This window comes from Variovorax sp. Varisp85 (assembly GCF_047304045.1).
Classification (GTDB): Bacteria; Pseudomonadota; Gammaproteobacteria; order Burkholderiales; family Burkholderiaceae_C; genus Variovorax.
The window spans coordinates 1-24,318 of sequence record NZ_JBGLYN010000041.1 but is presented as its reverse complement, the minus strand read 5'-3'; the positions used below and the strand labels follow the sequence as shown (position 1 = coordinate 24,318).

30 protein-coding genes are annotated in these 24,318 nt (G+C 66.7%); 20 read left to right on the top strand and 10 right to left on the bottom strand.

Annotated elements, in window-relative coordinates:
- Nucleotide 1 precedes the first annotated feature (1 nt).
- From ACCC97_RS17255 to ACCC97_RS17200, 12 genes are all read left to right on the top strand, one after another.
- A complete protein-coding gene (locus ACCC97_RS17255; protein WP_413334039.1) occupies nucleotides 2-1,450 on the top strand; it encodes a sodium:solute symporter family protein in 1,449 nt (482 codons plus the stop codon).
- A gap of 70 nt (nucleotides 1,451-1,520) precedes the next feature.
- A complete protein-coding gene (locus ACCC97_RS17250; protein ID WP_007837132.1) occupies nucleotides 1,521-1,856 on the top strand; it encodes an FmdB family zinc ribbon protein in 336 nt (111 codons plus the stop codon).
- Between the two features lie 15 nt (nucleotides 1,857-1,871).
- Nucleotides 1,872-2,504 carry a DUF502 domain-containing protein gene (locus tag ACCC97_RS17245; protein WP_007837133.1) on the top strand — a complete coding sequence of 211 codons (633 nt, stop codon included), beginning with the start codon at nucleotides 1,872-1,874 and terminating at the stop codon, nucleotides 2,502-2,504.
- A gap of 37 nt (nucleotides 2,505-2,541) precedes the next feature.
- On the top strand, nucleotides 2,542-4,347 hold the full coding sequence (gene aspS, locus ACCC97_RS17240; RefSeq protein ID WP_007837135.1) for an aspartate--tRNA ligase: 1,806 nt from the start codon (nucleotides 2,542-2,544) through the stop codon (nucleotides 4,345-4,347).
- Nucleotides 4,348-4,354: 7 nt separating this feature from the next.
- Nucleotides 4,355-4,831, top strand: coding sequence for a dihydroneopterin triphosphate diphosphatase (nudB, locus tag ACCC97_RS17235; protein ID WP_413334037.1), 477 nt, complete (start codon nucleotides 4,355-4,357; stop codon nucleotides 4,829-4,831).
- The gene (locus tag ACCC97_RS17230) at nucleotides 4,828-5,595 is read left to right on the top strand and encodes an endonuclease/exonuclease/phosphatase family protein (protein ID WP_413334035.1); all 768 of its coding nucleotides are present in this window, start codon (nucleotides 4,828-4,830) and stop codon (nucleotides 5,593-5,595) included. Before nudB ends, ACCC97_RS17230 begins: the two co-directional genes overlap by 4 nt.
- A gap of 73 nt (nucleotides 5,596-5,668) precedes the next feature.
- Nucleotides 5,669-6,400 carry a GTP cyclohydrolase I gene (gene folE / locus ACCC97_RS17225; RefSeq protein WP_007837141.1) on the top strand — a complete coding sequence of 244 codons (732 nt, stop codon included), beginning with the start codon at nucleotides 5,669-5,671 and terminating at the stop codon, nucleotides 6,398-6,400.
- A 3-nt stretch (nucleotides 6,401-6,403) separates the two neighbouring features.
- A complete protein-coding gene (locus ACCC97_RS17220) occupies nucleotides 6,404-6,826 on the top strand; it encodes a BLUF domain-containing protein (RefSeq protein WP_007837143.1) in 423 nt (140 codons plus the stop codon).
- A gap of 36 nt (nucleotides 6,827-6,862) precedes the next feature.
- Nucleotides 6,863-7,744: a DMT family transporter gene (locus ACCC97_RS17215; RefSeq protein ID WP_007837145.1), complete on the top strand. Its 882-nt coding sequence runs from the start codon at nucleotides 6,863-6,865 to the stop codon at nucleotides 7,742-7,744.
- Between the two features lie 4 nt (nucleotides 7,745-7,748).
- Nucleotides 7,749-8,573 carry a DUF429 domain-containing protein gene (locus ACCC97_RS17210; protein ID WP_413334033.1) on the top strand — a complete coding sequence of 275 codons (825 nt, stop codon included), beginning with the start codon at nucleotides 7,749-7,751 and terminating at the stop codon, nucleotides 8,571-8,573.
- A 125-nt stretch (nucleotides 8,574-8,698) separates the two neighbouring features.
- Nucleotides 8,699-8,896, top strand: coding sequence for a CsbD family protein (locus tag ACCC97_RS17205; RefSeq protein WP_007837149.1), 198 nt, complete (start codon nucleotides 8,699-8,701; stop codon nucleotides 8,894-8,896).
- 47 nt (nucleotides 8,897-8,943) lie between these two features.
- Nucleotides 8,944-9,462 (top strand): BON domain-containing protein, encoded by a 519-nt coding sequence (locus ACCC97_RS17200; RefSeq protein ID WP_413334031.1) that lies wholly within the window; start codon nucleotides 8,944-8,946, stop codon nucleotides 9,460-9,462.
- Nucleotides 9,463-9,553: 91 nt separating this feature from the next.
- Here ACCC97_RS17200 and ACCC97_RS17195 read toward each other — a convergent pair whose 3' ends face one another.
- From ACCC97_RS17195 to ACCC97_RS17170, 6 genes are all read right to left on the bottom strand, one after another.
- Entirely contained in the window at nucleotides 9,554-10,114 is a 561-nt protein-coding gene (locus tag ACCC97_RS17195; protein ID WP_413334029.1) for a ferritin-like domain-containing protein, read from the bottom strand.
- A complete protein-coding gene (locus ACCC97_RS17190) occupies nucleotides 10,111-10,635 on the bottom strand; it encodes a hypothetical protein (RefSeq protein WP_413314801.1) in 525 nt (174 codons plus the stop codon). Before ACCC97_RS17190 ends, ACCC97_RS17195 begins: the two co-directional genes overlap by 4 nt.
- Entirely contained in the window at nucleotides 10,622-11,005 is a 384-nt protein-coding gene (locus tag ACCC97_RS17185) for a hypothetical protein (RefSeq protein WP_413314802.1), read from the bottom strand. The genes ACCC97_RS17190 and ACCC97_RS17185 overlap by 14 nt, the downstream gene beginning before the upstream one ends.
- Before the next feature lie 36 nt (nucleotides 11,006-11,041).
- Nucleotides 11,042-11,419, bottom strand: coding sequence for a hypothetical protein (locus ACCC97_RS17180; protein ID WP_007837164.1), 378 nt, complete (start codon nucleotides 11,417-11,419; stop codon nucleotides 11,042-11,044).
- A gap of 54 nt (nucleotides 11,420-11,473) precedes the next feature.
- Nucleotides 11,474-11,638, bottom strand: a complete 165-nt coding sequence (locus tag ACCC97_RS17175) for a DUF1328 domain-containing protein (RefSeq protein WP_007837165.1) — start codon at nucleotides 11,636-11,638, stop codon at nucleotides 11,474-11,476.
- Between the two features lie 197 nt (nucleotides 11,639-11,835).
- On the bottom strand, nucleotides 11,836-13,155 hold the full coding sequence (locus ACCC97_RS17170) for a CHASE3 domain-containing protein (RefSeq protein ID WP_413334059.1): 1,320 nt from the start codon (nucleotides 13,153-13,155) through the stop codon (nucleotides 11,836-11,838).
- A gap of 130 nt (nucleotides 13,156-13,285) precedes the next feature.
- Here ACCC97_RS17170 and ACCC97_RS17165 point away from each other — a divergent pair, with 130 nt between their 5' ends.
- Nucleotides 13,286-13,918: a response regulator transcription factor gene (locus tag ACCC97_RS17165; protein ID WP_007837167.1), complete on the top strand. Its 633-nt coding sequence runs from the start codon at nucleotides 13,286-13,288 to the stop codon at nucleotides 13,916-13,918.
- 45 nt (nucleotides 13,919-13,963) lie between these two features.
- Here the strand turns inward: ACCC97_RS17165 and ACCC97_RS17160 are convergent, their stop codons facing one another.
- Nucleotides 13,964-14,368, bottom strand: a complete 405-nt coding sequence (locus ACCC97_RS17160; protein WP_413334027.1) for a response regulator — start codon at nucleotides 14,366-14,368, stop codon at nucleotides 13,964-13,966.
- Between the two features lie 245 nt (nucleotides 14,369-14,613).
- Between ACCC97_RS17160 and ACCC97_RS17155 the strand changes: the two genes are divergently transcribed.
- Entirely contained in the window at nucleotides 14,614-16,623 is a 2,010-nt protein-coding gene (locus ACCC97_RS17155) for an AsmA family protein (protein WP_413334025.1), read from the top strand.
- Here the strand turns inward: ACCC97_RS17155 and ACCC97_RS17150 are convergent.
- From ACCC97_RS17150 to gpmA, 3 genes are all read right to left on the bottom strand, one after another.
- Nucleotides 16,620-17,396, bottom strand: coding sequence for a HesA/MoeB/ThiF family protein (locus ACCC97_RS17150; RefSeq protein ID WP_007837170.1), 777 nt, complete (start codon nucleotides 17,394-17,396; stop codon nucleotides 16,620-16,622). The two genes, ACCC97_RS17155 and ACCC97_RS17150, sit on opposite strands and share 4 nt — an antisense overlap.
- A gap of 12 nt (nucleotides 17,397-17,408) precedes the next feature.
- Nucleotides 17,409-18,851, bottom strand: coding sequence for a S41 family peptidase (locus tag ACCC97_RS17145; RefSeq protein ID WP_042674053.1), 1,443 nt, complete (start codon nucleotides 18,849-18,851; stop codon nucleotides 17,409-17,411).
- A 103-nt stretch (nucleotides 18,852-18,954) separates the two neighbouring features.
- Nucleotides 18,955-19,698, bottom strand: coding sequence for a 2,3-diphosphoglycerate-dependent phosphoglycerate mutase (gene gpmA, locus ACCC97_RS17140; protein ID WP_007837175.1), 744 nt, complete (start codon nucleotides 19,696-19,698; stop codon nucleotides 18,955-18,957).
- 72 nt (nucleotides 19,699-19,770) lie between these two features.
- On the opposite strand from gpmA, the gene ACCC97_RS17135 reads away from it, so the two are divergent.
- From ACCC97_RS17135 to nadA, 6 genes are all read left to right on the top strand, one after another.
- A complete protein-coding gene (locus ACCC97_RS17135; protein ID WP_007837177.1) occupies nucleotides 19,771-20,187 on the top strand; it encodes a rhodanese-like domain-containing protein in 417 nt (138 codons plus the stop codon).
- A gap of 20 nt (nucleotides 20,188-20,207) precedes the next feature.
- Complete coding sequence (gene grxC / locus ACCC97_RS17130; protein ID WP_007837180.1) at nucleotides 20,208-20,468, top strand: glutaredoxin 3; 261 nt, start codon at nucleotides 20,208-20,210, stop codon at nucleotides 20,466-20,468.
- 205 nt (nucleotides 20,469-20,673) lie between these two features.
- Nucleotides 20,674-21,138 carry a protein-export chaperone SecB gene (gene secB, locus ACCC97_RS17125; protein ID WP_007837580.1) on the top strand — a complete coding sequence of 155 codons (465 nt, stop codon included), beginning with the start codon at nucleotides 20,674-20,676 and terminating at the stop codon, nucleotides 21,136-21,138.
- Nucleotides 21,139-21,163: 25 nt separating this feature from the next.
- Entirely contained in the window at nucleotides 21,164-22,204 is a 1,041-nt protein-coding gene (locus ACCC97_RS17120; protein ID WP_007837582.1) for an NAD(P)H-dependent glycerol-3-phosphate dehydrogenase, read from the top strand.
- Nucleotides 22,205-22,229: 25 nt separating this feature from the next.
- Nucleotides 22,230-23,108, top strand: coding sequence for a carboxylating nicotinate-nucleotide diphosphorylase (nadC, locus tag ACCC97_RS17115; RefSeq protein WP_007837584.1), 879 nt, complete (start codon nucleotides 22,230-22,232; stop codon nucleotides 23,106-23,108).
- Between the two features lie 7 nt (nucleotides 23,109-23,115).
- Complete coding sequence (gene nadA / locus ACCC97_RS17110; RefSeq protein WP_413314808.1) at nucleotides 23,116-24,231, top strand: quinolinate synthase NadA; 1,116 nt, start codon at nucleotides 23,116-23,118, stop codon at nucleotides 24,229-24,231.
- The last annotated feature ends 87 nt before the right edge of the window (nucleotides 24,232-24,318 follow it).

Genomic DNA, 24,318 nt, shown 5'->3' with positions numbered 1-24,318 from the left:
CGTGTTGCTGACGCTGGTCATCGTCTATCTGCTGGTCACCATCGCGATCGGTCTTTATGCCGCCAAGCGGGTGAAGAACACCACCGACTTCGCCATCGCCGGGCGGCACCTGCCGCTCTACATGATCGTCACGACCACCTTCGCGACCTGGTTCGGCTCCGAAACGGTGCTCGGCATTCCGGCCAAGTTCATCGAGGGCGGGCTCAACGGCGTGATCGAGGACCCGTTCGGCGCGGGCACCTGCCTGATCCTGGTGGGCCTGTTCTTCGCGGGCAAGCTCTACCGCATGACGCTGTTGACCATCAGCGACTACTACCGCGAGCGCTACGGCCGCGGCGTCGAGGTGGCCTGCTCGCTCATCATCATGCTGAGCTACCTGGGCTGGGTGTCGGCGCAGGTCACGGCGCTGGGGCTGGTGTTCAACCTGCTGTCGGGCGGCGTCATCAGCATTCCCGTGGGCATGGTGATCGGCGTGGTCTCGATCCTGGCGTACACGCTGTTCGGCGGCATGTGGTCGGTGGCCGTCACCGACTTCATCCAGATGATCATCCTGGTGGCCGGCCTTGCCGTGATCGCGATGTTCGCGGGCAACATGGCCGGCGGCGCCGACAAGGTGGTGGCCTTCGCGGTCAGCAAGGACCTCTTCAAGTTCTGGCCCGAACCCAACTGGCACGACATGGTCTTCTTCCTCGCGGCCGCCATCACCATGATGCTGGGCTCCATCCCGCAGCAGGACGTTTTCCAGCGCGTGATGTCCGCCAACAGTGCCAAGGCGGCGCAGCGCGGGCCGGTGATCGGCGGCCTGGCGTACATCCTGTTCGCCTTCGTGCCGATGTTCCTGGTGGCCAGCGCGCTGCTGATCATGCCGGAGCAGACCGCCACCCTGCTGAAGGAAGATCCGCAGAAGGTGCTGCCCACGTTGGTGCTGCAGAAGATGCCGTTCGTGATGCAGGTGCTGTTCTTCGGTGCGCTGCTGTCGGCCATCAAGTCGACCGCCTCGGCCACGCTGCTGGCGCCCAGCGTCACCTTCACCGAGAACATCTGGCGCCAGTTCCGCCCCGCCGGCACCGACCGCCAGAACCTCATGACGATGCGCATCACGGTCTTGCTGTTCAGCGCCGCGGTGCTTGCCTACGCCATCCGCATGCAGGGCACGCCAATCTACGAACTGGTGTCGGGCGCCTACCAGGTGCCGCTGGTCGGCGCCTTCGTGCCACTGGTGTGCGGCCTGTACTGGCGCCGCGCCACCACCCAGGGCGCCATCGCCTCGATCGTCCTGGGCATCGGCATATGGCTGCTGTTCCTGTGGATGCCCTGGGGCAGTGCGTTTCCGGCCCAGCTGGCAGGCGTGCTGTGCTCGTTCGCGGGCATGGTGGTCGGATCGCTGCTGCCGCAATGGTTGGCGAACACTCACACGCCGCACCGGCCTTTGACGACGGAACCGGCCTGAAGCAGGGGGCAGCCCTATAATCGAGGGCTTTGCGAGCGGCAGCTGCGCCGCTCATTTGACCTCATTTCCCATGCCCATCTACGCCTACAAGTGCAGTGCCTGCGGCTTTGCCAAAGACGCTTTGCAGAAGATGTCCGACGCGCCCCTCACGGTGTGTCCGGCGTGCGGCGCGAGTGCGTTCGAAAAACAGGTCACGGCCGCCGGCTTCCAGCTCAAGGGCTCGGGCTGGTACGTGACCGATTTCCGTGAGGGCGGCGGCAAGAAGTCCGAGCCGTCCACGGCGCCCGCGTCCAGCGACGGCGGCAAGTCCGCCGAGTCTTCCTCTTCCACAACCGTCGCCGCGCCGAGCCCCGCTCCGGCGCCCGCCGCACCGGCCCCCGCGCCGGCCGCGGCCAGCGGCGACTGATCGATCCCGACCGCCATGCTCGCCCTGCGCAAATGGTTGCTGTCCGGCCTGCTGGTCATCGTGCCGCTGGTCATCACGCTCGGCGTGCTGAACTGGATCATCGGCACGCTCGACCAGACGCTGTGGCTGCTGCCCGCGCAGTGGCAGACCTGGCTCAGCGACCACAAGGTGCGGGGCCTGGGCGTGCTGCTCACGCTGGCCATCCTGCTGGTGGTGGGCGCCACGGCCAGCAACTTCGTCGGCAAGCGCCTGCTCGGGTGGGGCGACGCCGTGGTGCGCCGCATTCCGGTGGTGCGCTCGATCTACTCCAGCGTCAAGCAGGTGTCGGATACGCTGTTCTCCGAGAACGGCAATGCCTTCCGCACGGCGGTGTTAGTGCAGTGGCCGCGCGAGGGCGTGTGGACCATCGCCTTCGTGACCGGCGCGCCCGGCAACGAAGTCGCCGAGCACCTTGGCGAGGGGGAATTCCTCAGCGTCTACGTGCCGACCACGCCCAACCCGACGGGCGGCTACTTCGTGATGCTCAAGCGCAGCGACTGCATCGAACTGAAGATGAGCGTGGACGAAGCGCTCAAGTACATCGTCTCGATGGGGGTGGTCGTTCCAGGCGGCCCCGCCACGGTGGCGGTGAAGTCTTCCAACTCATAAAAACGAACGCGCCCACAAGGCGCCGGAATGGATTCCTATGGCCATGCGTACTCACTATTGCGGTCTCGTGACCGAAGCCCTGCTGGGCCAGACCGTCACCCTGTGCGGCTGGGTCAACCGCCGCCGCGACCACGGCGGCGTGATCTTCATCGACGTGCGCGACCGCGAAGGCTATGTGCAGGTGGTGTGCGACCCCGACCGCGCCTCGACCTTCGCCGTCGCCGAGAACCTGCGCAACGAGTTCTGCGTGCAGATCACAGGCCTCGTGCGCGCACGCCCCGAAGGCACGACCAACGACCAGCTCAAGAGCGGCAAGATCGAAGTGCTGTGCCATGAGCTCAAGGTGCTGAACCCCTCGGTCACGCCCCCCTTCCTGCTGGACGACGACAACCTGTCGGAAACCACCCGCCTCACGCACCGCGTGCTCGACCTGCGCCGTCCGGCCATGCAGCGCAACATGATGCTGCGCTACAAGGTGACGATGGAAACGCGCAAGTTCCTCGATGCCAACGGCTTCATCGACATCGAGACGCCGATGCTCGGCAAGTCCACGCCCGAAGGCGCGCGCGACTACCTCGTGCCCAGCCGCGTGCACGACGGCAGCTTCTTCGCGTTGCCGCAGTCGCCCCAGCTGTTCAAGCAGCTCTTGATGGTGGCCGGCTATGACCGCTACTACCAGATCGTGAAGTGCTTCCGCGACGAAGACCTGCGCGCCGACCGCCAGCCCGAATTCACGCAGATCGACATCGAGACCTCATTCCTCGCCGAAGAAGAAATCCGCGAGATGTTCGAAGGCATGATCCGCAACGTGTTCCGCAATGCCGCGGGCATCGACCTGCCGGTATTCCCGACCATGACGTACGGCGACGCGATGTTCAAGTACGGTTCGGACAAGCCCGACCTGCGCGTGAAGCTCGAGTTCACCGAGCTCACCGAACTGATGAAGCGCGTGGAATTCAAGGTGTTCTCGAATGCCGCCACCATGAAGGGCGGCCGCGTGGTCGCGCTGCGCGTGCCTGGCGGCGGTGCCGAAGGCGGCCTGTCGCGCGGGGAAATCGATGCGTACCAGGAGTTCGTCAAGATCTACGGTGCCAAGGGCCTGGCCTACATCAAGGTCAACGACGCGGCTGCTGGCCGCGAAGGCCTGCAGAGCCCGATCGTGAAGAACCTCGACGACAGTTCGCTGGCCGAGATCATCGCCCGCACGGGCGCGCGCAACGGCGACATCCTGTTCTTCGGTGCCGACAAGGAAAAGGTCGTCAACGACGCCATCGGCGCGCTGCGCGTGAAGATCGGCCACAGCGCCTTCGGCAAGAAGGCGGGCCTGTTCGACGACCGCTGGGCGCCGCTGTGGGTGGTCGACTTCCCGATGTTCGAGTTCGACGAGGAAGGCCAGCGCTGGAGCGCCGTGCACCATCCGTTCACCGCGCCGAAGGACGGCCATGAAGACCTCATGGACACCGCACCCGAGAAGTGCATCGCCAAGGCCTACGACATGGTGCTCAACGGCATCGAGATGGGCGGTGGCTCGGTGCGTATCCATCGCGAGGAAGTGCAGAGCAAGGTGTTCCGCGCGTTGAAGATCAGCGCCGAGGACGCGCAGCTCAAGTTCGGCTTCCTGCTCGACGCGCTGCAGTATGGCGCGCCGCCGCACGGTGGCATCGCCATCGGCCTGGACCGCCTGGTCATGCTCATGACCGGCGCCGAGTCGATCCGCGACGTGATCGCCTTCCCCAAGACCCAGCGCGCGCAAGACCTGCTGACGCAGGCGCCGAGCCCGGTCGATGAGAAGCAGTTGCGCGAGCTGCACATCAAGCTGCGCAACACGCCCCAGGCAGCCTGACACGGCCATGACGACCAGCCCCCGGCCCTGGAAGATCCCGGAGTCGGTGCTGGTCGTGATCCACACGCCGGCGCTCGATGTGCTGCTGATCCGGCGTGCGGATGCCGAGACCGACTTCTGGCAGTCGGTCACTGGCAGCAAGGACGCCGCCGACGAGCCCCTCGCACTCACCGCGGCGCGAGAGGTGGCCGAGGAAACCGGCATCTCCTGCGGCGAGGGCACCGCGCTCGCCCCGCGGCTGGCCGACTGGCAGCTGCGCAATGTCTACGAAATTTATCCACGGTGGCGCGCCCGCTACGCGCCCGGCGTGACGCACAACACCGAGCACCTGTTCGGCCTCTGCGTACCCGATCGCCTGACGCCCACGCTCGATCCGCGCGAACACACCGGCTGGAAGTGGCTGCCGTACCGCGAAGCGGCGGACGCGTGCTTTTCCCCGTCGAACGCCGAAGCCATCCTGTTGCTGCCAGAATTTGCGCGATGAACCAGCCGGCAGCAACATCAGCGCAGAACCTCCGGGTCGCGACCTACAACATCCACAAGGGTGTGCAGGGCATCGGGCCCGCGCGGCGGCTCGAGATCCACAACCTGGGCCACGCGATCGAGCAGCTCGACGCCGACATCGTCTGCCTGCAGGAGGTGCGCAAGATGAATCGGCAGGCCGCCACACGCTTCGCGCACTGGCCCGAACTGCCGCAGGCCGACTTCCTCGCGCCCGAGGGCTACACCGCGGTCTATGAGACCAATGCCGTTACGCGCCACGGCGAGCACGGCAATGCGCTGCTCACGCGCTGGCCGGTGCTGCGCACCAGCCACCAGGACATCTCCGACCACCGATTCGAGCAACGCGGGCTGCTGCACGTGGTGATCGACGTCGAGGGCCGCAGGGTGCACGCCATCGTGGTGCACCTGGGGCTCATCAGGGGCAGCCGGGTGCGGCAGGTCGCACGCCTGCGCGAGTTCATCGACCGCGAAGTGCCGCCCGACGAGGCCGTGGTGGTCGCGGGAGACTTCAACGATTGGGGTGCCCGCATGCGCTACGCCATGAACGCCATGGGACTGCGCGACACCAGCGACCTGCGTGGTGCGCGCACGCTCACTTACCCCTCGCGCCTGCCGGTGGCGCAACTCGACTTCGTCTACGGGCGCAGGCTGGAGCCGCAGGCCTGCACGGTGCCGCGCGGGCCGATCTGGGCACGCATGTCCGACCACCTGCCGCTGGTGGCTGATTTTACGCTCCTCAATTGATAGCATTGCTCCAAGAAGGGACGGGCGTTGCGGGCCCGAATCTCTGGAGCCATTCACTGGTACGATCCCCGCCATGCTGAGGAAAACCGACGTCGACCCGCGCCCCGATCGAAACGACGATGACGAGGGCACGCCCGTCTCCGTGAAGATCCGCGAGCGCATCACCGCAGCGCGCAAGCGCTTCAACGCCAACGACAACATCGCCGAGTTCATCGAGCCCGGCGAGCTGGAGACCTTGCTCGACGAGGTCGAGGTCAAGATGAAGGGCGTGCTCGAAAGCCTGGTCATCGACGTCGAGAACGACCACAACACCGACAACACCGCGCGCCGCGTCGCCAAGATGTACCTCAATGAGGTGTTCAAGGGCCGCTACGTGGCGCCGCCCTCGCTCACCGAGTTTCCCAACGCCGAGCACCTGAACGAGCTGATGATCGTCGGCCCGATCACCGTGCGCAGCGCCTGCTCGCACCACTTCTGCCCGATCATCGGCAAGCTGTGGATCGGCGTGATGCCCAACGAGCACACCAACGTGATCGGCCTGTCGAAGTACGCGCGCCTGGCCGAGTGGGTCATGGGCCGTCCGCAGATCCAGGAAGAAGCCGTGGTGCAGCTGGCCGACCTGATCCAGGAAAAGACGCAGCCCGACGGCCTTGCCCTCGTCATGGAGGCCGAGCATTTCTGCATGGCCTGGCGCGGCGTGAAGGAAATGGACAGCAAGATGATCAACTCCGTGATGCGCGGCGTGTTCCTGAAAGATCCGAGCCTGCGCCGCGAATTCCTTTCCCTCCTTCCCCGAAAGGGCTGAGCCATGCTGGTCCGACTTCTCTACGCCAGCCGCGCCGTCGACACCAGTCCCGAGGCCATCGAGGCGATCCTTGCGCAATCGCGCTCGCACAACACGACCTGCGGCATCACCGGCATCCTCTGCTATGGCGCAGGCACCTTCCTGCAGGCCATCGAAGGTGGCCGCATGGCCATCAGCGAGCTGTACGGCCACATCCAGCGCGACGGGCGCCACAAGGACGTGGTGCTGCTGCACTACGAGGAGATTTCCGAACGCCGCTTCGGCGGCTGGACGATGGGGCAGGTCAACCTGTCGAAGCTCAATGCCTCGACGCTGCTGAAGTATTCCGAGAAACCCGAGCTCAACCCGTATGCGGTCTCGGGCAAGGTTTCGCTGGCGCTGCTCGAGGAACTGATGGCCACCGCGGCCATCGTCGGCCGACACTAGAACGTGGCCCCCGCGCTCTGCCTCGCATAGATCGAGGTGCCGCTCTCCGCATTCGCCCTGATCCTGCTCGCCGGGGTCATTCATGCCAGCTGGAACATCGCCGCCAAGAAGGCGAACGGCGATGCGCGCTTCGCCTTCCAGAGCGGCGTATTCATGGCCGTCGTGTGGGCGCCGGTGGGCATCGTGCTCGGCTGGCGCGTGGTGCCGGCCTGGGGCTTGCGCGAATGGGGCTTCGTCGCGTTGAGCGGCGTGCTGCACGTCTTCTACTATGTGATCCTGCTGCGGGGCTACCGCAAGTCCGACCTTACGGTGGTCTATCCGCTGGCGCGCGGCTCGGGCCCGCTGCTGTCGTCGCTGGTCGCGATCCTGTTCCTCGGCGAGACGATCAGCCTTGTCGGCGTGGCCGGCATCTTCGGCGTGGCGCTGGGCGTGTTCCTCGTGGCGGGTGGCCCGCGCCTGTGGCACGGCAAGCATGACCCGGCGCAGCGCGAGCGTGTGCACAAAGGCATCCGCTACGGCGTGCTGACCGGCGCCTTCATCGCGGCCTACACGGTGGCCGACAGCTATGCGGTCAAGTTCCTGGCGATGTCGCCGATCCTGCTCGACTACATGAGCAACTTCGTGCGGCTCGTGCTGCTGCTGCCCGCCGCACTGCAGGACCGCGCGACCACAGCGCGCATGTGGCGCGCGCAATGGAAGTACGCGCTGCTGGTGGCGGCAATCAGCCCCGTGTCGTATGTGCTCGTGCTCTACGCGGTGCAGCAGGCGCCGATCTCGCACGTCGCGCCGGCGCGCGAGGTGTCGATGCTGTTCGCCGCGCTGGTCGGCGGCCACCTGCTGCGCGAAGGCGACCGGCTCTTGCGGCTGCTGGGCGCGCTGTTCATCGCCGCCGGCGTCGTCGCGCTCGCGATGGGCTGAGGCCATGGTGCTGTTCGGCTGCGATTTTTCCAGCGCGCCGACGGCACGCAAGCCGATCGTGGTGGCCGGCGGTGAACTCGCCGATGGCAATCGCGTCGTGCTGACTGGCCTGCAACGCTTCTCGACGCTCGAAGCATGGGGCGAATGGCTGTGCGCCACGCCCGCCTGGACCGGCGGTTTCGATTTTCCATTCAGCCTGCCGCGCGAACTCGTCGAGCATCTGGGATGGCCGGTGCAATGGGCGCCATTGATGGCCCACTACGCCAGCCTGAGCCGCGCCGAAATCCGCGAGACCTTCGCCGCATTCTGTGCGGCGCGACCCCTCGGCGGCAAGTTCGCGCACCGTGCGACCGATGGGCCCGCAGGTTCCAGCCCGTCGATGAAGTGGGTCAATCCGCCGGTGGCCTACATGCTCCACGCAGGTGTGCCGCGCCTGCTGGCCGCCGGTGCACGCATTCCCGGCCTGCACGCCGGCCCTGGCGCGGACCGCATTGCGCTGGAGGCCTATCCCGGCCTGCTGGCGCGGGAGTTGATCGGGCGCCGCAGCTACAAGAGCGACGAGCTGCCGAAGCAGACGCCCGAACGGCTCGCCGCACGCACCGACCTGCTCGTCGCGCTCGAAGCGGGCACCACGCGCCTTGGCCTGCGGCTTGGCGTCACCGCGCCGCAGCGCGCCGAACTGCTGGCCGATGCCCGCGGCGACGACATCGACGCGGTGCTGTGCCTCGTGCAGGCGGCCTGGGCCCTGCAGCGCGCGCAAAGCCCCGGGCCCGGCCATGGCCTGCCGCGAAATTTCGATCCGCTTGAAGGATGGATCGTCACCGCCTGAGCCTCGTTGTCCTACACCGCTTCGGGCTTCCGTCGGCGTTCGCGGCCGTCGGCGAAAGCCTAGATTGAAATCGGCGGGCCGTTGCGGACCGCGCATTTCATCACCCGATCAGGAAGGACAACGACATGAACAAGGACCAATTGGCAGGCCGCATGGAAGAAGCCAAGGGCAAGCTGAAGGAAGTGGCCGGCAAGGCCGTCGGCAGCGAAAAGCTCGAAGGCAAGGGCATTGCCGAACAGGCCGCCGGCAAGGTTCAGAAGACCTACGGCGACGTCAAGGAGCGGGCCAAGGACGCTATCAAGTCGGGCGCCAACAAGCTGTGACGCCCATTTCCCGTGCGCGATCGAGCGACGGACAGGAGGATTTCCATATGAACGAACACATTACCCCCATCACCATGCCGCATTCGCGCGCGTGGCTCGCCGTGCTCGTGGCCGGCGTTGCGCTGACGCTGGCCGGCTGCGACAAGTCCGACAACCGCACGGCGGGCGAGAAGCTCGACAGTGCAGTAGCCAAGACCGAGAAGGCGGCCGATACCGCGGCGGCCAAGACCGGCGAGGCCGTCAGGGATGCCAAGGCCAAGGTCGAGTCGTCCAGCACCACGGCCGAGGTGAAGGAAGGCATGGCCCGTGCCAAGGAAGCTGCCAAGGACGCCGGCGCCGCGATGAGCGCGACGATGGACGATGCCGCCATCACGGCCTCCGTATCCGCAGGCCTCGCCAAGGACCCGGACCTCAGCGCGATCAAGATCGACGTCGACACGAAGGGCGGCGCCGTGAGCCTGAAGGGACCCGCGCCCACCGCCGCCGCCAAGGCGCGCGCCGAGGAGATCGCCAAGGGCGTGCAGGGTGTGACATCGGTGAACAACCAGCTCGAAGTGAAGGGCTGATCGCCACCCTGCGCCAGGCGCAAAAAATGAAGAAGCCCGGTCTCTGCCGGGCTTTTTTTGGCGAGGGCCCTCCGGGCCCTCGGCTCGATGGTCAATGGCCGAGCCAGTCCTTCAATTCGTCGGCATGCTCTTCTTCCTCCGAGAGGATGTCCTCGAGCATGCGGCGCGTGGTCGGGTCCTTGTCGCCGATCAGGGTGATCATCTGGCGATACGCCTCCACCGCGATGCGTTCGGCGACGAGGTTGGCGCGCACCATCGATTGCAGGTCGGTCGACTCGTCGTAGGCCGCATGGCTACGGTCCAGCAGGTGGCTGGGTGCGAAGTCGGGCTCGCCGCCCAACTGCACGATGCGCTCGGCGATGCGGTCGGCGTGTGCCGACTCGGCGTTGGCATGCACGAGGAACTCGTCGGCAATGGCGGGCGAGTCCACGCCGTTGGCGGTGAAGTAATGGCGTTTGTAGCGCAGCACGCAGACCAGTTCGGTGGCGAGTGCGTCGTTCAGGAGCTTGACGACGTCGTCGCGCCAGGGGCCATAGCTGGGCGTGACGGCGCCTTCGTCGAGGCTGTTGCGCGCGGCGTCCAGGCCGCCCTGGTCCAGCACCAGGTTCTTGTGCTGAGCCGCCTTGGAGGATGAGGAAACATCGACTTTCATGGAGGGTCCTTTCGTGGGAGGCTTGTGGTCTTGCGCATCAAGGTGTTGACGAGGTCGGCCACGTCGGATGTCTTCAGTACCGCTGCAAGCACGGCCGTGGCCGACAGCAGGCGCCACGGCTTCACGAGCACCAGCACCGCGCCTGTGGCCGCGGCCGCGGCCATCAGCTTGGCCGGCTCCTTGCGCGCATAGTGTTCGAGCAGCGGGCGGGCCAGTTGGCCGACTGCATGTGCCGGATGCCGGCGCCACCAGCGTTCCACCACGCCGCGGCCCATCGAGAGCCATACGTTGTTTCGTCCCCGCCGCGGGTTTTGCGGGTGCCGCTTGCGGCGCGGCGCGGCGGCCGATGGGTCGTCGAACGCGTATTCCAGTTCGTCCTCGGGCTCGCGGTCGCGTTCCGCCCGGGGTTGTGCGTCGTCGTTCGCGGCGTCCGCATCGCCGTTCAGCTGCCGCACCAGCGCGCGGCGCGAGAGGGCCAGGCGCTGCTGCGGGGTGAGGGAGGAGCGTTCATCGCTGTTCATGGGCAGCTCCGGCGTCGCGCAAGGCCTGCAGGTCGGCACCCAGCTGCGAGCGCAGATCGTCGAAACCGTAGCTCGGAACGGACTTCGTCGCGTACCACGTACAGATGGCCGCTATCACCAGCGCCACGCCCGGCACGGCCACGAGCACCCAGTGAAAGCTGCCGTGCATCACGCCCAGCAGCACTGCGACCCCCGTCAGTCCAAGGGCCAGTGCGGCGCAGGCCGCAGCCAGCACGCCTGCGACGATGCGGGCGACGAGCCCGCGTCCCGCCTGCGCTGATTCCTGGCGCACGAGGGCGGCGTAGTTGGCAAGGTGTTCAGCGACCAGTTCCGGATGCCCGAGCACCGTGGAGAAAATCGGATGAAGCATGGTGCCGGGATGGGTGGAGCGAAAAAGGTCGGCGGATCAGTAGTCGTCCCGGCTGCGGCGGCTGGCCAGCACGATGAGCGCCGTGATGGCAGCGCCGGCGGCCGCGGCCAGAAGCACCGAGCGCACCGGCTGGTCGGAGATGTAGCGGCCCGTGACGTCGGCAGCCTGTTCGAGTCGGCGCTGCGCACGTGCGCTGGTGGTGGACGCGGCGTCCAGCCCGCGCTGAACGGCCTGCTGCACGCGGGCAGCCAACTGCTCGACAGCGGGTTCGGCATCGCGTTGCAGGTCGCGGACCTTTTCGCCCGCCGCATTCACCGCGTTCTGTGCATAGGCGCGGGTCGTTTCGACCGCTTCGCGCGCGGTCTGGCGGGCGTCGTCGGCGAGTTGCGAGGGAGTCTTGGTCGTCGTGTTCATGTGAAAGTCCTTTCCGGAAAAATGAGATGCGCAAGCCTGTTGATCGTAACGACGCTACTTGCGTCGTAGCAAGCCGGCAAGGAAGCTCGCAATCGCGAGGATCGCGAAGATCACGAAAAGGATCTTGGCAATGCCGACCGCGCTGGCGGCGATGCCACCGAACCCGAACAGGGCCGCGATCAACGCGATGACCAGAAACACCACGGCGTAATGCAACATGCGGAACTCCTTCGAGGCTGCCCTCGTTGTGTTGTAAGCGGCGCATGCCGGACTCCCGCAGAGGAAGTACCGGATGGCACAGGTGCAACCTTAAGTGGGGCACTGCCGCAGACCTGTCAGCGGCCGGGGGCGGGGTGCGTAGGAGATGGCCGAGTCGCCCTGCGCTGATGTGTGAAGGAGTACCGCTGTCCGGCGTCTCAAACGGGTTTGACGATGGGCAGCATGGCGCTCAGGCGCGTGCCCCTGCCCGGCGTCGACGACACCGTGAGCTTGCCGCGCGCCGCCTCCACCCGATGCCGCATGCCCGCGAGGCCGTGCGTCGATGGCCGCATGCGCTGCGTGTCGAAGCCCTTGCCGTTGTCCGCCACTTCCACGATCACGTGGTTTTCATAGTTCTTCAGCACGATGGTGGCTTCGCTGGCCTCGGCGTACTTGCCGATGTTGGTGAGGCTCTCCTGCACCATGCGGTAGATGGTGAGCTGGCGCGATTCATCCATGGTCACCGGCTCCAGCGCCATCTCGATCTGCAGGCCCGAGCGCTCCCCGAACTCGCGCCCCAGGATCTCCAGCGATGCGACCAGCCCCAGGTTTGAGAGCGACGACGGCCGCAGGTCTTCGATGATGCGGCGCTTGAGCGCGATGCCGCTGTTGAGCAGCTCGGTCAGATGCTGCAGCCGCTGGGTGGCGTCGGGTGCGTCCGTCAGCCGCGACTTCAGCCGCGCCACGTCCAGCTTGGCGGCGGTGAGCAGCGAGCCCAGTTCGTCGTGCAGCTCGCGCGCGAGGTAGCCGCGCTCGGTTTCGCGCACATCCTGCAGATGGGTTGCCAGTTCGGCCAGCGAGGCAGTGCGTTCGAGCACTTCGTCCTCCAGCGCATTGCGCTCGCGCTGCAGGGCCTCCTGCTGGCGCTCGCCGATGGAGCGCAGCGCATGCGTCTGGCGCAGGTAAAGGAAAAAGGCGATCAGCGCCGCCAGCGCCACGATGGCGGTGCCGATGCGCGCCAGCTGCAGCGAGCGCAGCACCTGCTGCTGGCTTCGCTGCAGGGTGTTGTTGCTGGTCTTCACCAGTTCGCTCGCTGTCGTGCGGATGGCCTCCATCTCCTCGCGGCCGACATCGGTCGTGATGACGAATTTCCAGGCGTCGTCCTTGCCGTCCTGGCGCAGCCGCACGCTCATGTCCATCTCGGCCACCTTGCGCAGCACGTGCTTCGACAGTTCGGCCAGCTGGGTGAGTTCGGCCGGCCTGGCGGCGTACAGCCGGCGCAGCGTGGCGAGATGGCCGTCGACCTGCTTGACCGCGTCGTCGTAGGGCTTTCGGTAGCTCGCCTCTCCGGTCAGCAGGTACCCTCGCTGGCCGGTTTCGGCATCCAGCATGTTCTGCAGGATCTGGTTGAGCGTGCCGCGCACCTGCTGCGCCTCGTCGATGTCGGCCAGGGCGCGGCTCGACTGCCGGTAGCCGGCCTCGTTGATGCCGACGAGGGCCAGTGCAGCCAGCGCCGCGAGCAGCAGGCTCACGGCCATTCGTGGAGGGGCTAACCAGTGCATGAAACTTTCAAGGTCGCTTGACGCGCAAGTTCGTGAATAATTGATAACAATCAGGGACCGGTATGTTGCGACCCGCATGCCCGCAACACAACGACGAAAGTAACAGATGATCAAAATCGGAATTGTGGACGACCACGCCATCGTGCGATCGGGCCTCCGGCAGTTCTTCTCCGAGCACGTGGACCTGCGTGTGGCGGGTGAGGCAGCAAGCGGGCGCGAGGCCATCGAACTGGTGCGCACCACGGAACTCGACGTGCTGGTCATGGACCTTTCGATGCCGGGCCAAAGCGGCATCGACGCGCTCGCCATGATCCGCGCCAAGGCGCCGGACGTGGGCATCCTGATCCTCAGCGGCTATCCTGAAGAGCACTACGCGATGAACCTGATCCGGCAGGGCGCGAGCGGTTACCTGAACAAGGAATGCGATCCCATCGAGATCGTCAACGCCATCCGCACCATTTCGCTGGGCCGGCGCTACATCACGCCCGCCGTGGCCGAACTGCTGGCCCGCCAGCTCGACCGCAAGGACGACGCCGCGCCGCACGAGCAGCTCTCGGAGCGCGAGTTCCAGGTGTTCCTGAAGCTCGCCAAGGGCGAGACCGCAGGCGATATCGCCAAGACGCTGTCGCTGTCGGTGAAGACCGTGAGCACCTACCGCACGCGCCTGATGGAGAAGATGAACCTCTCCTCCAACAGCGACCTCACGTACTACGCACTGAAGAACAAGCTGATCGATTGAGATCGGCCTGCGAGCGGGAAGGGGCCCCATGCAGCGGCTCCTTCTTCAACCTGTTCCGGACGAGGAATGCAGCGCCTTGGCCTGCCCGATGCAGAAGTCGACCAGCGCGTCGATTTCGTTCGACTTGTCGAACACCGCATCGACCCCGAACTCGGCGCAACGCCGCCTGATGTCGGGCGTCGCATAGTTGCTGAGAACCACCACCTTCTGCACGGGCTTGCGCGACTGGCAGGCCTGGAGCACCCCCAGGCCGCTGCCTTGCTTGAGAAAGAGATCGACGATGACGAGGTCCCACTCGCCATTGTGGCCGAGCAGCCACGCGCGCGCGCCGCTCTCGGTTTCGGCGAAGCCAACCACCGTGGCGCAGGTCAGTTCTTCCAGCGTACCAATGAGGTTTTCACGGATCGTGAGGTTGTCTTCGACGACGTAGGTCTGCAATCTGGAATCCATGCCGAACCGCGCTTCCTCTGAGGTTGGCAGGCGCATTCGCGGCGCCTAGCTCCATGACCGCCTGCATATCGAGTGTGAGACGCTTCTGTCACCCCATCATGCAAGCTTCAACGTGCGGCTGTTGTAGGCGGGTTCCGACGCGTATACCCGGCCCAGTCTGCAGCGCACCTTCGTAGGCGGCGCCTCACGGTTTTTGCGGCCCGCCGCCGACCCGGACGACGCAATGCCCGGAGTGACAATGACCCATGGCAACGATGATCCTTCGCAACCGGCCCCTCTGGCAGAAGCTGCTCGCATTCGTCGTGCTGCTGTTCGCGGCGCTGGTCATCGTGCTCGCCTTCTTCCCCTGGGACACGCTGCGCGGACCGGTCAACCGCTATGTCAGCGAGCAAACGGGGCGCAAGTTCGAGATCACGCGGCGGCTCGACGTGGGCCTTGGCTGGGGGCAGGCAACGGTCAAGCTGGACGGCATCGAGTTTGCCAATCCCTCTTGGGCGCGCGACCCGTACTTGGTCAAGGCGGACCGCGCCGAGTTCGACATCCGCGTCTGGCCGCTGATCACGAGCAAGGTCGTCATTCCCCGGTTGTTGCTTTTCTCGCCGACGCTCGGGTTGCAGATGGAGGCCGACGGGCGCCGAACCTGGGCGCTCGGCAAGGACACCTCCGATCCCGGCACGGTGCCCGACATCGGCCTCATCCAGGTCGATACCGGCGTGGTCGGCTTCCTTGCCAAGCACCTCGGCGTCGACCTGCGCGCCGACCTGAGCTACGACAGCAGCCGCGGCGAAATGCCGCTCAACTACCGCATCAAGGGCCGCTACAAGGGCCAACCGCTGACCGCCAGTGGCCGCACCGGCAACGTGCTGCAGATCAATGCCGCGGGTGCGCCGCCGTTCCCGATGGAAATCAATGCGGCTGCCGGCCAGACCCAGCTGAAGGCCGCCGGCACCGTGGCCGAGCTGTCGGGGCTCGACGGCATCGATGCCAAATTCGAGATCAAGGGCCAGACGCTGGGCGCGCTATACCCGCTGCTCGGCATCGCGCTGCCACAGACTTCGCCCTATGTCCTGAGCGGCAAGCTGGGCAAGCGCGGCAAGCTGTGGCAGGCCACCGGCCTCAACGGCAGGCTGGGACTGTCCGACATCGCCGGCGACATGCGCTTCGACCAGGCCGGCCAGTTGCCGTACCTGGCGGGCGACCTGCGTTCGCGCGTGATGGACATGGACGACCTCGGCCCGTTGATCGGCCTGCAGCCCACGGCACGCACTGCCAACGCCGTAGAAGGCGTAGCCCCGCCCCCGACCATCACGCAGGTCAGGCGCCCGGGCGGCAAGGTGCTCCCCGCGACCCCGCTTGACTTCGAGCGCGTGCGCGCAATGAACGCCGACGTGAAGTACACGGCCGACCGCATCCGCAACGTGCGCGACATTCCACTCGAGCGCGGCAGCGTTCAGGTCAAGCTGGCCAACGGCGTGCTCACGCTAGATCCGCTCGACCTCGGCATGGCTGGCGGCAGGTTCGCCGGCGCGATCCGCATCGATGCCTCGAAGAACCCGGCGGATATCCGCGCCTCGCTCGACGTACGGGCGATGCAGCTGGCCCGCCTCTTTCCCAAGCTCGAAACGACGGGCAACAGTGTGGGGCGGCTGGACGGGCGCATCAACCTGTCGGGCTCCGGCACTACCGTGGCCAACTGGCTCGGGGGCGTGTCGGGCGACGTGGCGGTCATGTCGGGGCGTGGCCAGTTCGGCAACCTGCTGCCGGTGTTCGCGACGCTGGTGGGCGGCGACATCATCAAGTTCGTGCTGCGCGGCGACCGCAACGTCGAGCTGCGCTGCGCGGCGTTGGCCTTCGACGTAAACAAGGGGCTGATGACGGGGCGCACGATGATGGTGGACACGACCAACGCCGTGTTCATCGCCACCGGCCAGGCCAACCTGGCAACCGAGGGGCTCGACTTCGTGATCCACCCGGAGCCCAAGAGCAAGAACATCCTGTCGATCCGCACGCCGCTGGTATTGAATGGCACCTTTGGAGCGCCGAAGGGCGGCCTGCAGGCGGGGCCGCTGGCGGGACGCGGCCTGGCCGCACTGGCGCTGGGCGCCGTCAATCCGCTGCTGGCACTGGCCGCGACCGTCGAAACCGGGCCGGGTGCGGATTCCGATTGCAAGAGTGTGCTGGCTCAGGCAAACACCCCCGCGGCTGGGGCGCCCGCCAAGGGGGCAGCCCGCGCGAAGGGCGCAAAGCAGCCTTAAACGACGCCGTGGACGGGCAGGGCGGGGCGCTGCGCGCAGACGCTGCAGTGCGGGTCGCGCGCCACGCGCAGCGTGTCGAAAGATGTGCTGCGTCCGTCGAACATCAGCAGCCTGCCCGCCAGCGACGGCCCGATGCCGGCCAGCAGCTTTAGCGCTTCGCTGGCCTGCAGCGTGCCGATGGTCCCAACCACGGGACCGAACACACCCAGGACGGCGCAGCGCGTTTCCTCGAAGGCCGCATCGGGCGGGAACAGGCAGGCGTAGCAGGGCGAGGCGGCGTCACGGGTGTCGTAGACGCTCAACTGCCCGTCGAAGCGGATCGCCGCACCGGCCACCAGCGGCCTGCCATGGGCCACGCAGGCGCGGTTGACGGCATGCCGCGTGGCAAAGTTGTCGCAGCAGTCCACGACCACGTCAGCCTCGGCCACCAGGCGCGACAGCAGCGCCTCGTCGGCGCGCAGGGCGTGGGTTTCGATGGCGATGTCGGGGTTGATGTCGCGCATGGCCCGCGCGGCCGATTCGACCTTGGCGAGGCCCACCCGCGCGTGCGTGTGGGCAATCTGGCGCTGGAGATTGGTGAGATCGACTTCGTCGTCGTCGACCAGCGCGATGTGGCCGACGCCTGCTGCCGCAAGGTACAGGGCAACCGGCGAGCCCAGCCCGCCGGCACCTATGACAAGAACTCGCCCGGCCCTGACGCGCGTTTGCCCGTCGATGCCGAACTCCTCCAGAAGGATGTGGCGCGAGTAGCGCAGCAGATCGCTATCTTCCATGCGCCGCCCGGCTCAGTTTTCTTTCTTTTCTTCCTTGTTGTCGATGATGACCTGTGTCTTGCTCACGAGCACCGGCTGGCCCTTCAGGCGGTTGAGCGCCTGCACCAGCGGGAAGTCCTTGTCGGTGCCGAATTCGGGCACCTTGCGGTCCTGCGGCGGCTTCTTGGCTTCTTCCTCGAGGCGCTTGCGGGCTTCGTCGCGGGCCTTTTCGCGTTCCGGGTCCTTGACTTCGGGGCCCTGGCCGCTGGCCAGGTGCTTCTCGAGGTCGGCTTCGCGCATGCGCAGGGCGGCAAACGGGCTGCCTTCGGCGCTTTCGTCGATCAGCACGTTGGGCACGATGCCCTTGGCCTGGATCGAGGTGCCGCTGGGCGTGTAGTAGCGCGCCGTGGTGATCTTCAGGCCGGTATCGGGGCCGAGCGGGCGCACCGTCTGAACCGAGCCCTTGCCGAAGGTCTGGCTGCCCATGACGGTTGCGCGCTTGTGGTCCTGCAGCGCGCCGGCCACGATTTCGCTGGCCGAGGCCGAGCCTTCGTTCACCAGTACCACCAGCGGCACGTTCTTCAGCGCGGCCGGCAGGCTGCGCAGCGGGTCGCTTCCGGAGCGGCGCTGGTAGAACTCCGGCGCAGCCTTGTAGACGGACTTGCTTTCGGCCAGCTGGCCGTCGGTGGTGACCACCGTGACGTTCTCGGGCAGGAAGGCCGACGACACCGCCACCGCCGCGTCGAGCAAGCCGCCCGGGTCGTTGCGCAGGTCGAGCACCAGGCCCTTGAGGTTCGGATCTTCCTTGTACATCTCGTCGATCTTCTTCACGAAGTCGTCGACGGTGCGTTCCTGGAACTGCGACAGGCGGATCCAGCCGTAGCCGGGCTCCATGATCTTGCCGCGGACCGATTGCGTGCGGATTTCCTCGCGCGTGATCGTGACCGGGAAGGTGCGGCTCTCGTCCTTGCGGAAGATGGTCAGCAGCACCTTGGTGTTGGCTTCGCCGCGCATGCGCTTGACCGCCTCGTTCAGCGACAGGCCGCGCACGGCGGTGTCGTCGATCTTGGTGATCAGGTCGTTGGGCTTCAGTCCGGCGCGGAAGGCCGGGGAGCCTTCGATGGGCGAGACGACCTTGATCAGGCCGTCTTCCTGCGAAATCTCGATGCCCACGCCGACGAAGCGGCCGGTGGTGCCCTCGCGGAATTCCTTGAAGGACTTCTTGTCGAAGTACTGGGAATGCGGGTCGAGGCCCGCGACCATGCCCGAAATGGCGTCGGAGATGAGCTTTTTCTCGTCGACCGGCTCGACGTAGTCGCTCTTGACCATGCCGAAGACGGCAGCGAGCTGCTGCAATTCCTCGAGCGGTAGCGGCGCAAGCGATCCGCGTGCGACGGTCTGCAACGAGACGGTGGTCAGGACGCCGGCAACGGCGCCGGCGGCGACCCAGCCGGTGATCTTCAGTTTCTGGCCCATCATGAGTGGTTGTCCTTGTCGGCGGCTGTCAAACCAATATACACAGCTTGGAAGCAAATTGCCTGCCGGGGTTCCACGTAGGGCCCGGCAGAAAAGGGTTTCTTCAGCCTTTACCTTGCGAGGCCACCGCGGCGGCGGCCTTTTCGGCGGCCGCGGCATCGCCCAGGTAGTAGTGGCGCATGGGCTTGAGGTCGTCGTCGAGCTCGTAGACCAGCGGGATGCCGTTCGGGATGTTCAGGCCGACGATGGCGTCGTCGGAGATGCCGTCGAGGTATTTCACCAGCGCCCGGATCGAGTTGCCGTGGGCCGCGACGACCAGGCGGCGCCCCGTGCGGATGGCTGGCGCCATCGATTCGTTCCAGAACGGCAGCACGCGCGCCACCGTGTCCTTCAGGCACTCGGTCAGCGGGATCTGCTCGGGCGACAGCTTGGCATAGCGCACGTCGCTGCGCTCGCTGCGCGGGTCGTCGGCTTCCAGCGGCGGGGGCGGGGTGTTGTAGCTGCGGCGCCAGACCAGCACCTGCTCGTCGCCGTACTTCTTGGCGGTTTCGGCCTTGTTCAGGCCCTGCAGGCCGCCATAGTGGCGCTCGTTCAGGCGCCAGGAATGGACCACCGGCAGCCATGTGCGGTCGAGCTCGTCGAGCGTGTGCCACAGGGTGCGGGTGGCGCGCTTCAGGACGCTGGTGTAGGCGACGTCGAAGTCGTAACCTTCTGCCTTGAGCAGCCGGCCGGCCTGCTTGGCCTGCTCGACGCCGGTTTCCGTGAGGTCGACGTCGGTCCATCCGGTGAAGCGGTTTTCGAGATTCCAGGTCGATTCGCCGTGACGGATCAATACCAGTTTGTGCATGTGGGAGGCCTTTGGCTGCGCTTGCGAAACCTCGCATTCTAAAATCCCCGGTTTGCCATTCAAGGAACCCCCGTGAAATTGATCGAATTCGTCACCGCGAACTGGATGCTGATCCTGATCGCGCTCAGCTCCGGCGCCATGCTGGCCTGGCCGCTGGTACGGGGTGCGGGCGGCGGAACGCTCACGGCCCAGGGCGCCGTGCAGCTCATCAACCGCGAGCGCGCGGTGCTGGTCGACGTGCGCGAGCCGGAAGAATTCGCCACCGGCCACATGATCGGCGCCAAGAACGTGCCCCTGAACCAGCTCGAGGAAAAGCTGACGGGCGCGGTCAAGAACAAGACCGTGCCGCTGCTGCTGGTATGCGCCACCGGCACCCGCGCCCAGCGTGCCGTGGCCATGGCCAGGAAGCTGGGCTACGAGCAGGCCCAAGCCGTGGCCGGCGGACTCAAAGCCTGGAAAGACGCTAACCTGCCGGTTGAAAAAGCCTGAGTCTTCCCAAGGTAGAGAGCATGCAAGCCGTCAAGATGTACACCACCGCCGTCTGCCCTTACTGCATTCGTGCGAAGCAGATCCTGAAGTCCAAGGGGGTCGAGCAGATCGAGGAGATCCGCATCGACACCGACCCGCAGGCCCGCAACACCATGATGGAGATCACCCAGCGCCGCACGGTGCCGCAGATCTTCATCGGCGAGACGCACGTGGGCGGCTGCGACGACCTGATGGCTCTCGACGGCCGCGGCGGCCTCGTGCCCCTGCTGCAGGGTGCGTAAATAGGCTCTCCCCCAGGCTTCGCGCACTTCGTGTCGCTTCTCCAACCCCCTACCGGGGGCAACACCAGCGGCCCGGCAAAGCCGGTTCCGCGGTGTTTCACGGATGAGCCTCGTCGTGGGGCGATAATCTTGAGTCCATTCATCTGCAGCCCGCTGCGGGAACCTTTCCCCGGCGGGCATTGTTTTGATCCTCGAAAGTTCAGCCATGGCCGACCAGCAAGCCCAAGATCCCGTGTTCCAGATCCAGCGCGTCTACCTCAAGGACCTGTCGCTTGAGCAACCCAATTCGCCCGCGATCCTGCTGGAACAGGAACAGCCCACGGTCGATATCCAGCTCGGCGTGGACGCCCAGCCGGTGACCGACGGCATCTTCGAGATCACCGTTTCGGCCACCGTGCAGACCAAGATCGGCGACAAGACCGTGTTCCTGGTCGAGGCCAAGCAGGCCGGCATCTTCGAGATCCGCAACCTGCCGGAAGACCAGATGGGCGCGATCCTGGGCATCGCATGCCCGCAGATCGTCTACCCGTACCTGCGCGGCAACGTCGCCGACGTGATCCAGCGCGGCGGCTTCCCGCCCGTGCACCTCGCCGAGATCAACTTCCAGGCGATGTACGAACAGCAGCAGGCGCAGGCCGCCGGCCAAGCCGCGCCGACCCTCGCGCAGTAAACCGGCACAGACGCCGCCAACGCCGATGAAGATCTGCGTTCATGGCGCCGGTGCCTGGGGCACGGCAGTCGCCGTCAACGCGGCGGCTCGCCACGAGGTCACGCTCTGGGCGCGCGATGCCGCTCAGGCCGACGCCATGTCGGCCGCGCGCGAAAACACCCGCTACCTGCCCGGGCTGGCTTTGCCGGCCTCGCTCGCCGTGCGCGCCGGCGACATCGCCCAGGCGCAGGCCGGCGCCGACCTCGTCATCGTGGCCACGCCCATGGCCGCCCTGCGCGAGCAGCTCGTCGCACTGCGCGGCACCACCGCGGCGGTGGCGTGGCTGTGCAAGGGCGTCGAGCCCGCACTCGACAGTTCTCCCGAATCCTTTGGCCTGCTGGCCCACGAAATATGGGCGCAGGTTGCTCCTGATTTGAGAGCGGGCGTGCTCAGCGGCCCCAGCTTTGCGCAGGAGGTCGCCGAAGGCCGGCCGACCGCGCTGGTGGCCGCCAGCCCGCATGCCGCGGTTCGCGACACGCTGGTCGATGCCTTCCACGGACCCGCGCTGCGCGTGTACGCCAACGAAGACATCGTGGGCGTGGAAGTGGGCGGCGCGGTCAAGAACGTGCTGGCCATCGCCACCGGGCTGTGCGACGGCCTTGCGCTGGGGCTCAACGCCCGGGCGGCACTCATTACCCGCGGCCTCGCCGAAATGACCCGCTTCGGTCTCGCGCTGGGCGCCCGCGCCGAGACCTTCATGGGCCTTTCGGGCCTGGGCGACCTCGTGCTGACCTCCACCGGCGACCTGTCGCGCAACCGCAAGGTCGGCCTGCTGCTGGCCCAGGGCCGAACGCTGGCGCAGGCCGTCGATTCGCTCGGCCACGTCGCCGAAGGCGTGTATTGCGCCCGCACCGTGGTGCAGCGCGCGCGCGGCCTTGGTGTCGAGATGCCGATCGCCGAGGGCGTGGTCGCCCTGCTCGACGGCCGCGTGAGCCCGCAGGACGCCGTGGCCGCCCTGACGGGCCGCGACCCGGTGCCGGAATCGGTCCAGCCGGGCGCTGCGGCTTCCCCTCGTCAATCCTCCTGAAGAAAAAACGCAGAGACAAAGAGCCATGAGCCTTCGCTTCGATTTTTCAGCGCCGGCCGTGGCCGCGCTGGCCCTGTCCGATGCCACCCGCGCATTGCAGGAAGACGTTGCCGACGGCGACCTCACCGCGTCGCTGGTCGATCCCGTCCGCACCGCCCGCGCCCGCGTGCTGGCGCGCGAAGCTGCCGTGGTGTGCGGCGCGCCCTGGGTCGAGGCGGCCCTGCGGCAGCTCGACCCGCAAGTGCGCATCCACTGGCTCTGCGCCGAAGGCGAGCGTTGCGCAGCCGGCCAGACCGTGTTCGAGATCGAAGGCTCTGCGCGTGCACTGCTGACGGCCGAGCGCACCGCGCTCAACTTCCTGCAATTGCTGAGCGCGGTCGCCACCAAGACCGCCCTGTATGCCGACGCCGTGCGAGGCACGCGTGCCCGCATCGTCGACACCCGCAAGACGATTCCGGGCCTGCGCCTCGCTCAGAAATACGCTGTTCGCACCGGCGGTGGCCTGAATCACCGCATTGGCCTGTACGACGCGGTGCTCATCAAGGAAAACCACATCGCCGCGGCCGGCGGCGTGGCGGCCGCCCTGCGCGCCGTGGCGCCGGTGGCTGCGCGGGCCGCCTTCGTCGAAGTCGAGGTCGAAACGCTGGCCCAGCTGCGCGAGGCGCTGGACGCCGGCGCGCGCATGGTGCTGCTCGACAACATGGATTTGCCCACGCTGCGCGAGGCCGTGCGCATCAATGACGAAGCCGGCGAAAGCCGCAAGGCCGTGCTGGAAATATCCGGCGGCGTCACGCTGGACGGCCTGCGCGCCCTGGCCGAAACCGGTGTCGACCGGATCTCGGTGGGCGCGTTGACCAAGGATGTCAAAGCCATCGACTATTCGATGCGTTTCCAGGAAGGCTGATCCGCCCATGTCGTCTCCGGTCATCGACATCGACTACGAACAGCCCGCGCTGAAAGGTTCAGCCTGCGACACGCGCCACGCCTGGGCCCGCGTGCCCCCCGAGCCTTCGCCCGATGAACGCACCGCGCTGAAGGAGCGCATCCGCCGCCTGCTGCGTGAGCGCAACGCCGTGATGGTGTCGCACTTCTATGTGCACCCCGACCTGCAGGACCTGGCCGAGGAAACCGGCGGCATCGTGAGCGATTCGCTCGAGATGGCGCGCTTCGGCCGCGACCATGCCGCGCAGACGCTGGTGGTGTCGGGCGTGCGCTTCATGGGCGAGACCTCGAAGATCCTGTCGCCCGAAAAGCGCGTGCTGATGCCCGACCTCGACGCGAACTGCTCGCTCGACCTGGGCTGCCCGGTCGACGAATTCAGTGCCTTCTGCGACCAGCACCCCGACCGCACCGTGGTCGTCTACGCCAACACCAGCGCCGCCGTGAAGGCGCGCGCCGACTGGCTCGTCACGTCGAGCTGCGCGCTCGACGTGGTGGGTGCCCTGCACGCGGCGGGCCAGAAGATCCTCTGGGGCCCCGACCGCCACCTGGGCGACTACATCCAGCGCCAGACCGGTGCGGACATGGTCAGCTGGAACGGCGCCTGCATCGTGCATGACGAATTCAAGGCGCTGGAGCTCGAACTGCTCATGAAGGAGCACCCGAAGGCGAAGGTGCTGGTGCACCCGGAATCGCCGTCGGACGTGATCGCGCTGGCGGATGCGGTGGGTTCCACCTCGGCCATCCTGAATGCCGCGCAGCGCATGGACGCCAGCGAATTCATCGTCGCCACGGACACCGGCATGCTGCACAAACTGCGCACGCTGAACCCCGGCAAGACCTTCATCGAGGCGCCAACCGCCGGCAACGGCGGCACCTGCAAGAGTTGCGCGCATTGCCCGTGGATGGCGATGAATGGGTTGGTGGAGCTGGCGAATGCGCTGGAGACGGGTGCGGGCGAGATCCACGTCGATCCGGCACTGGGGCTGCGGGCGCGTGTGCCGATCGACCGCATGCTGGCGTTTACGGCCGGGCTGAAGAACGGGCAGGCGCCGGGCAGCTTGGTTGCCGGCATCGGCGCTGCCTGATCCCGTCTTGCACCTTCCCCCTCTGGGGGAAGGTGGGATGGGGGCAGCAGAGCGCTTCCTGGGTATGCCGCTTGCCCCCATCCCACC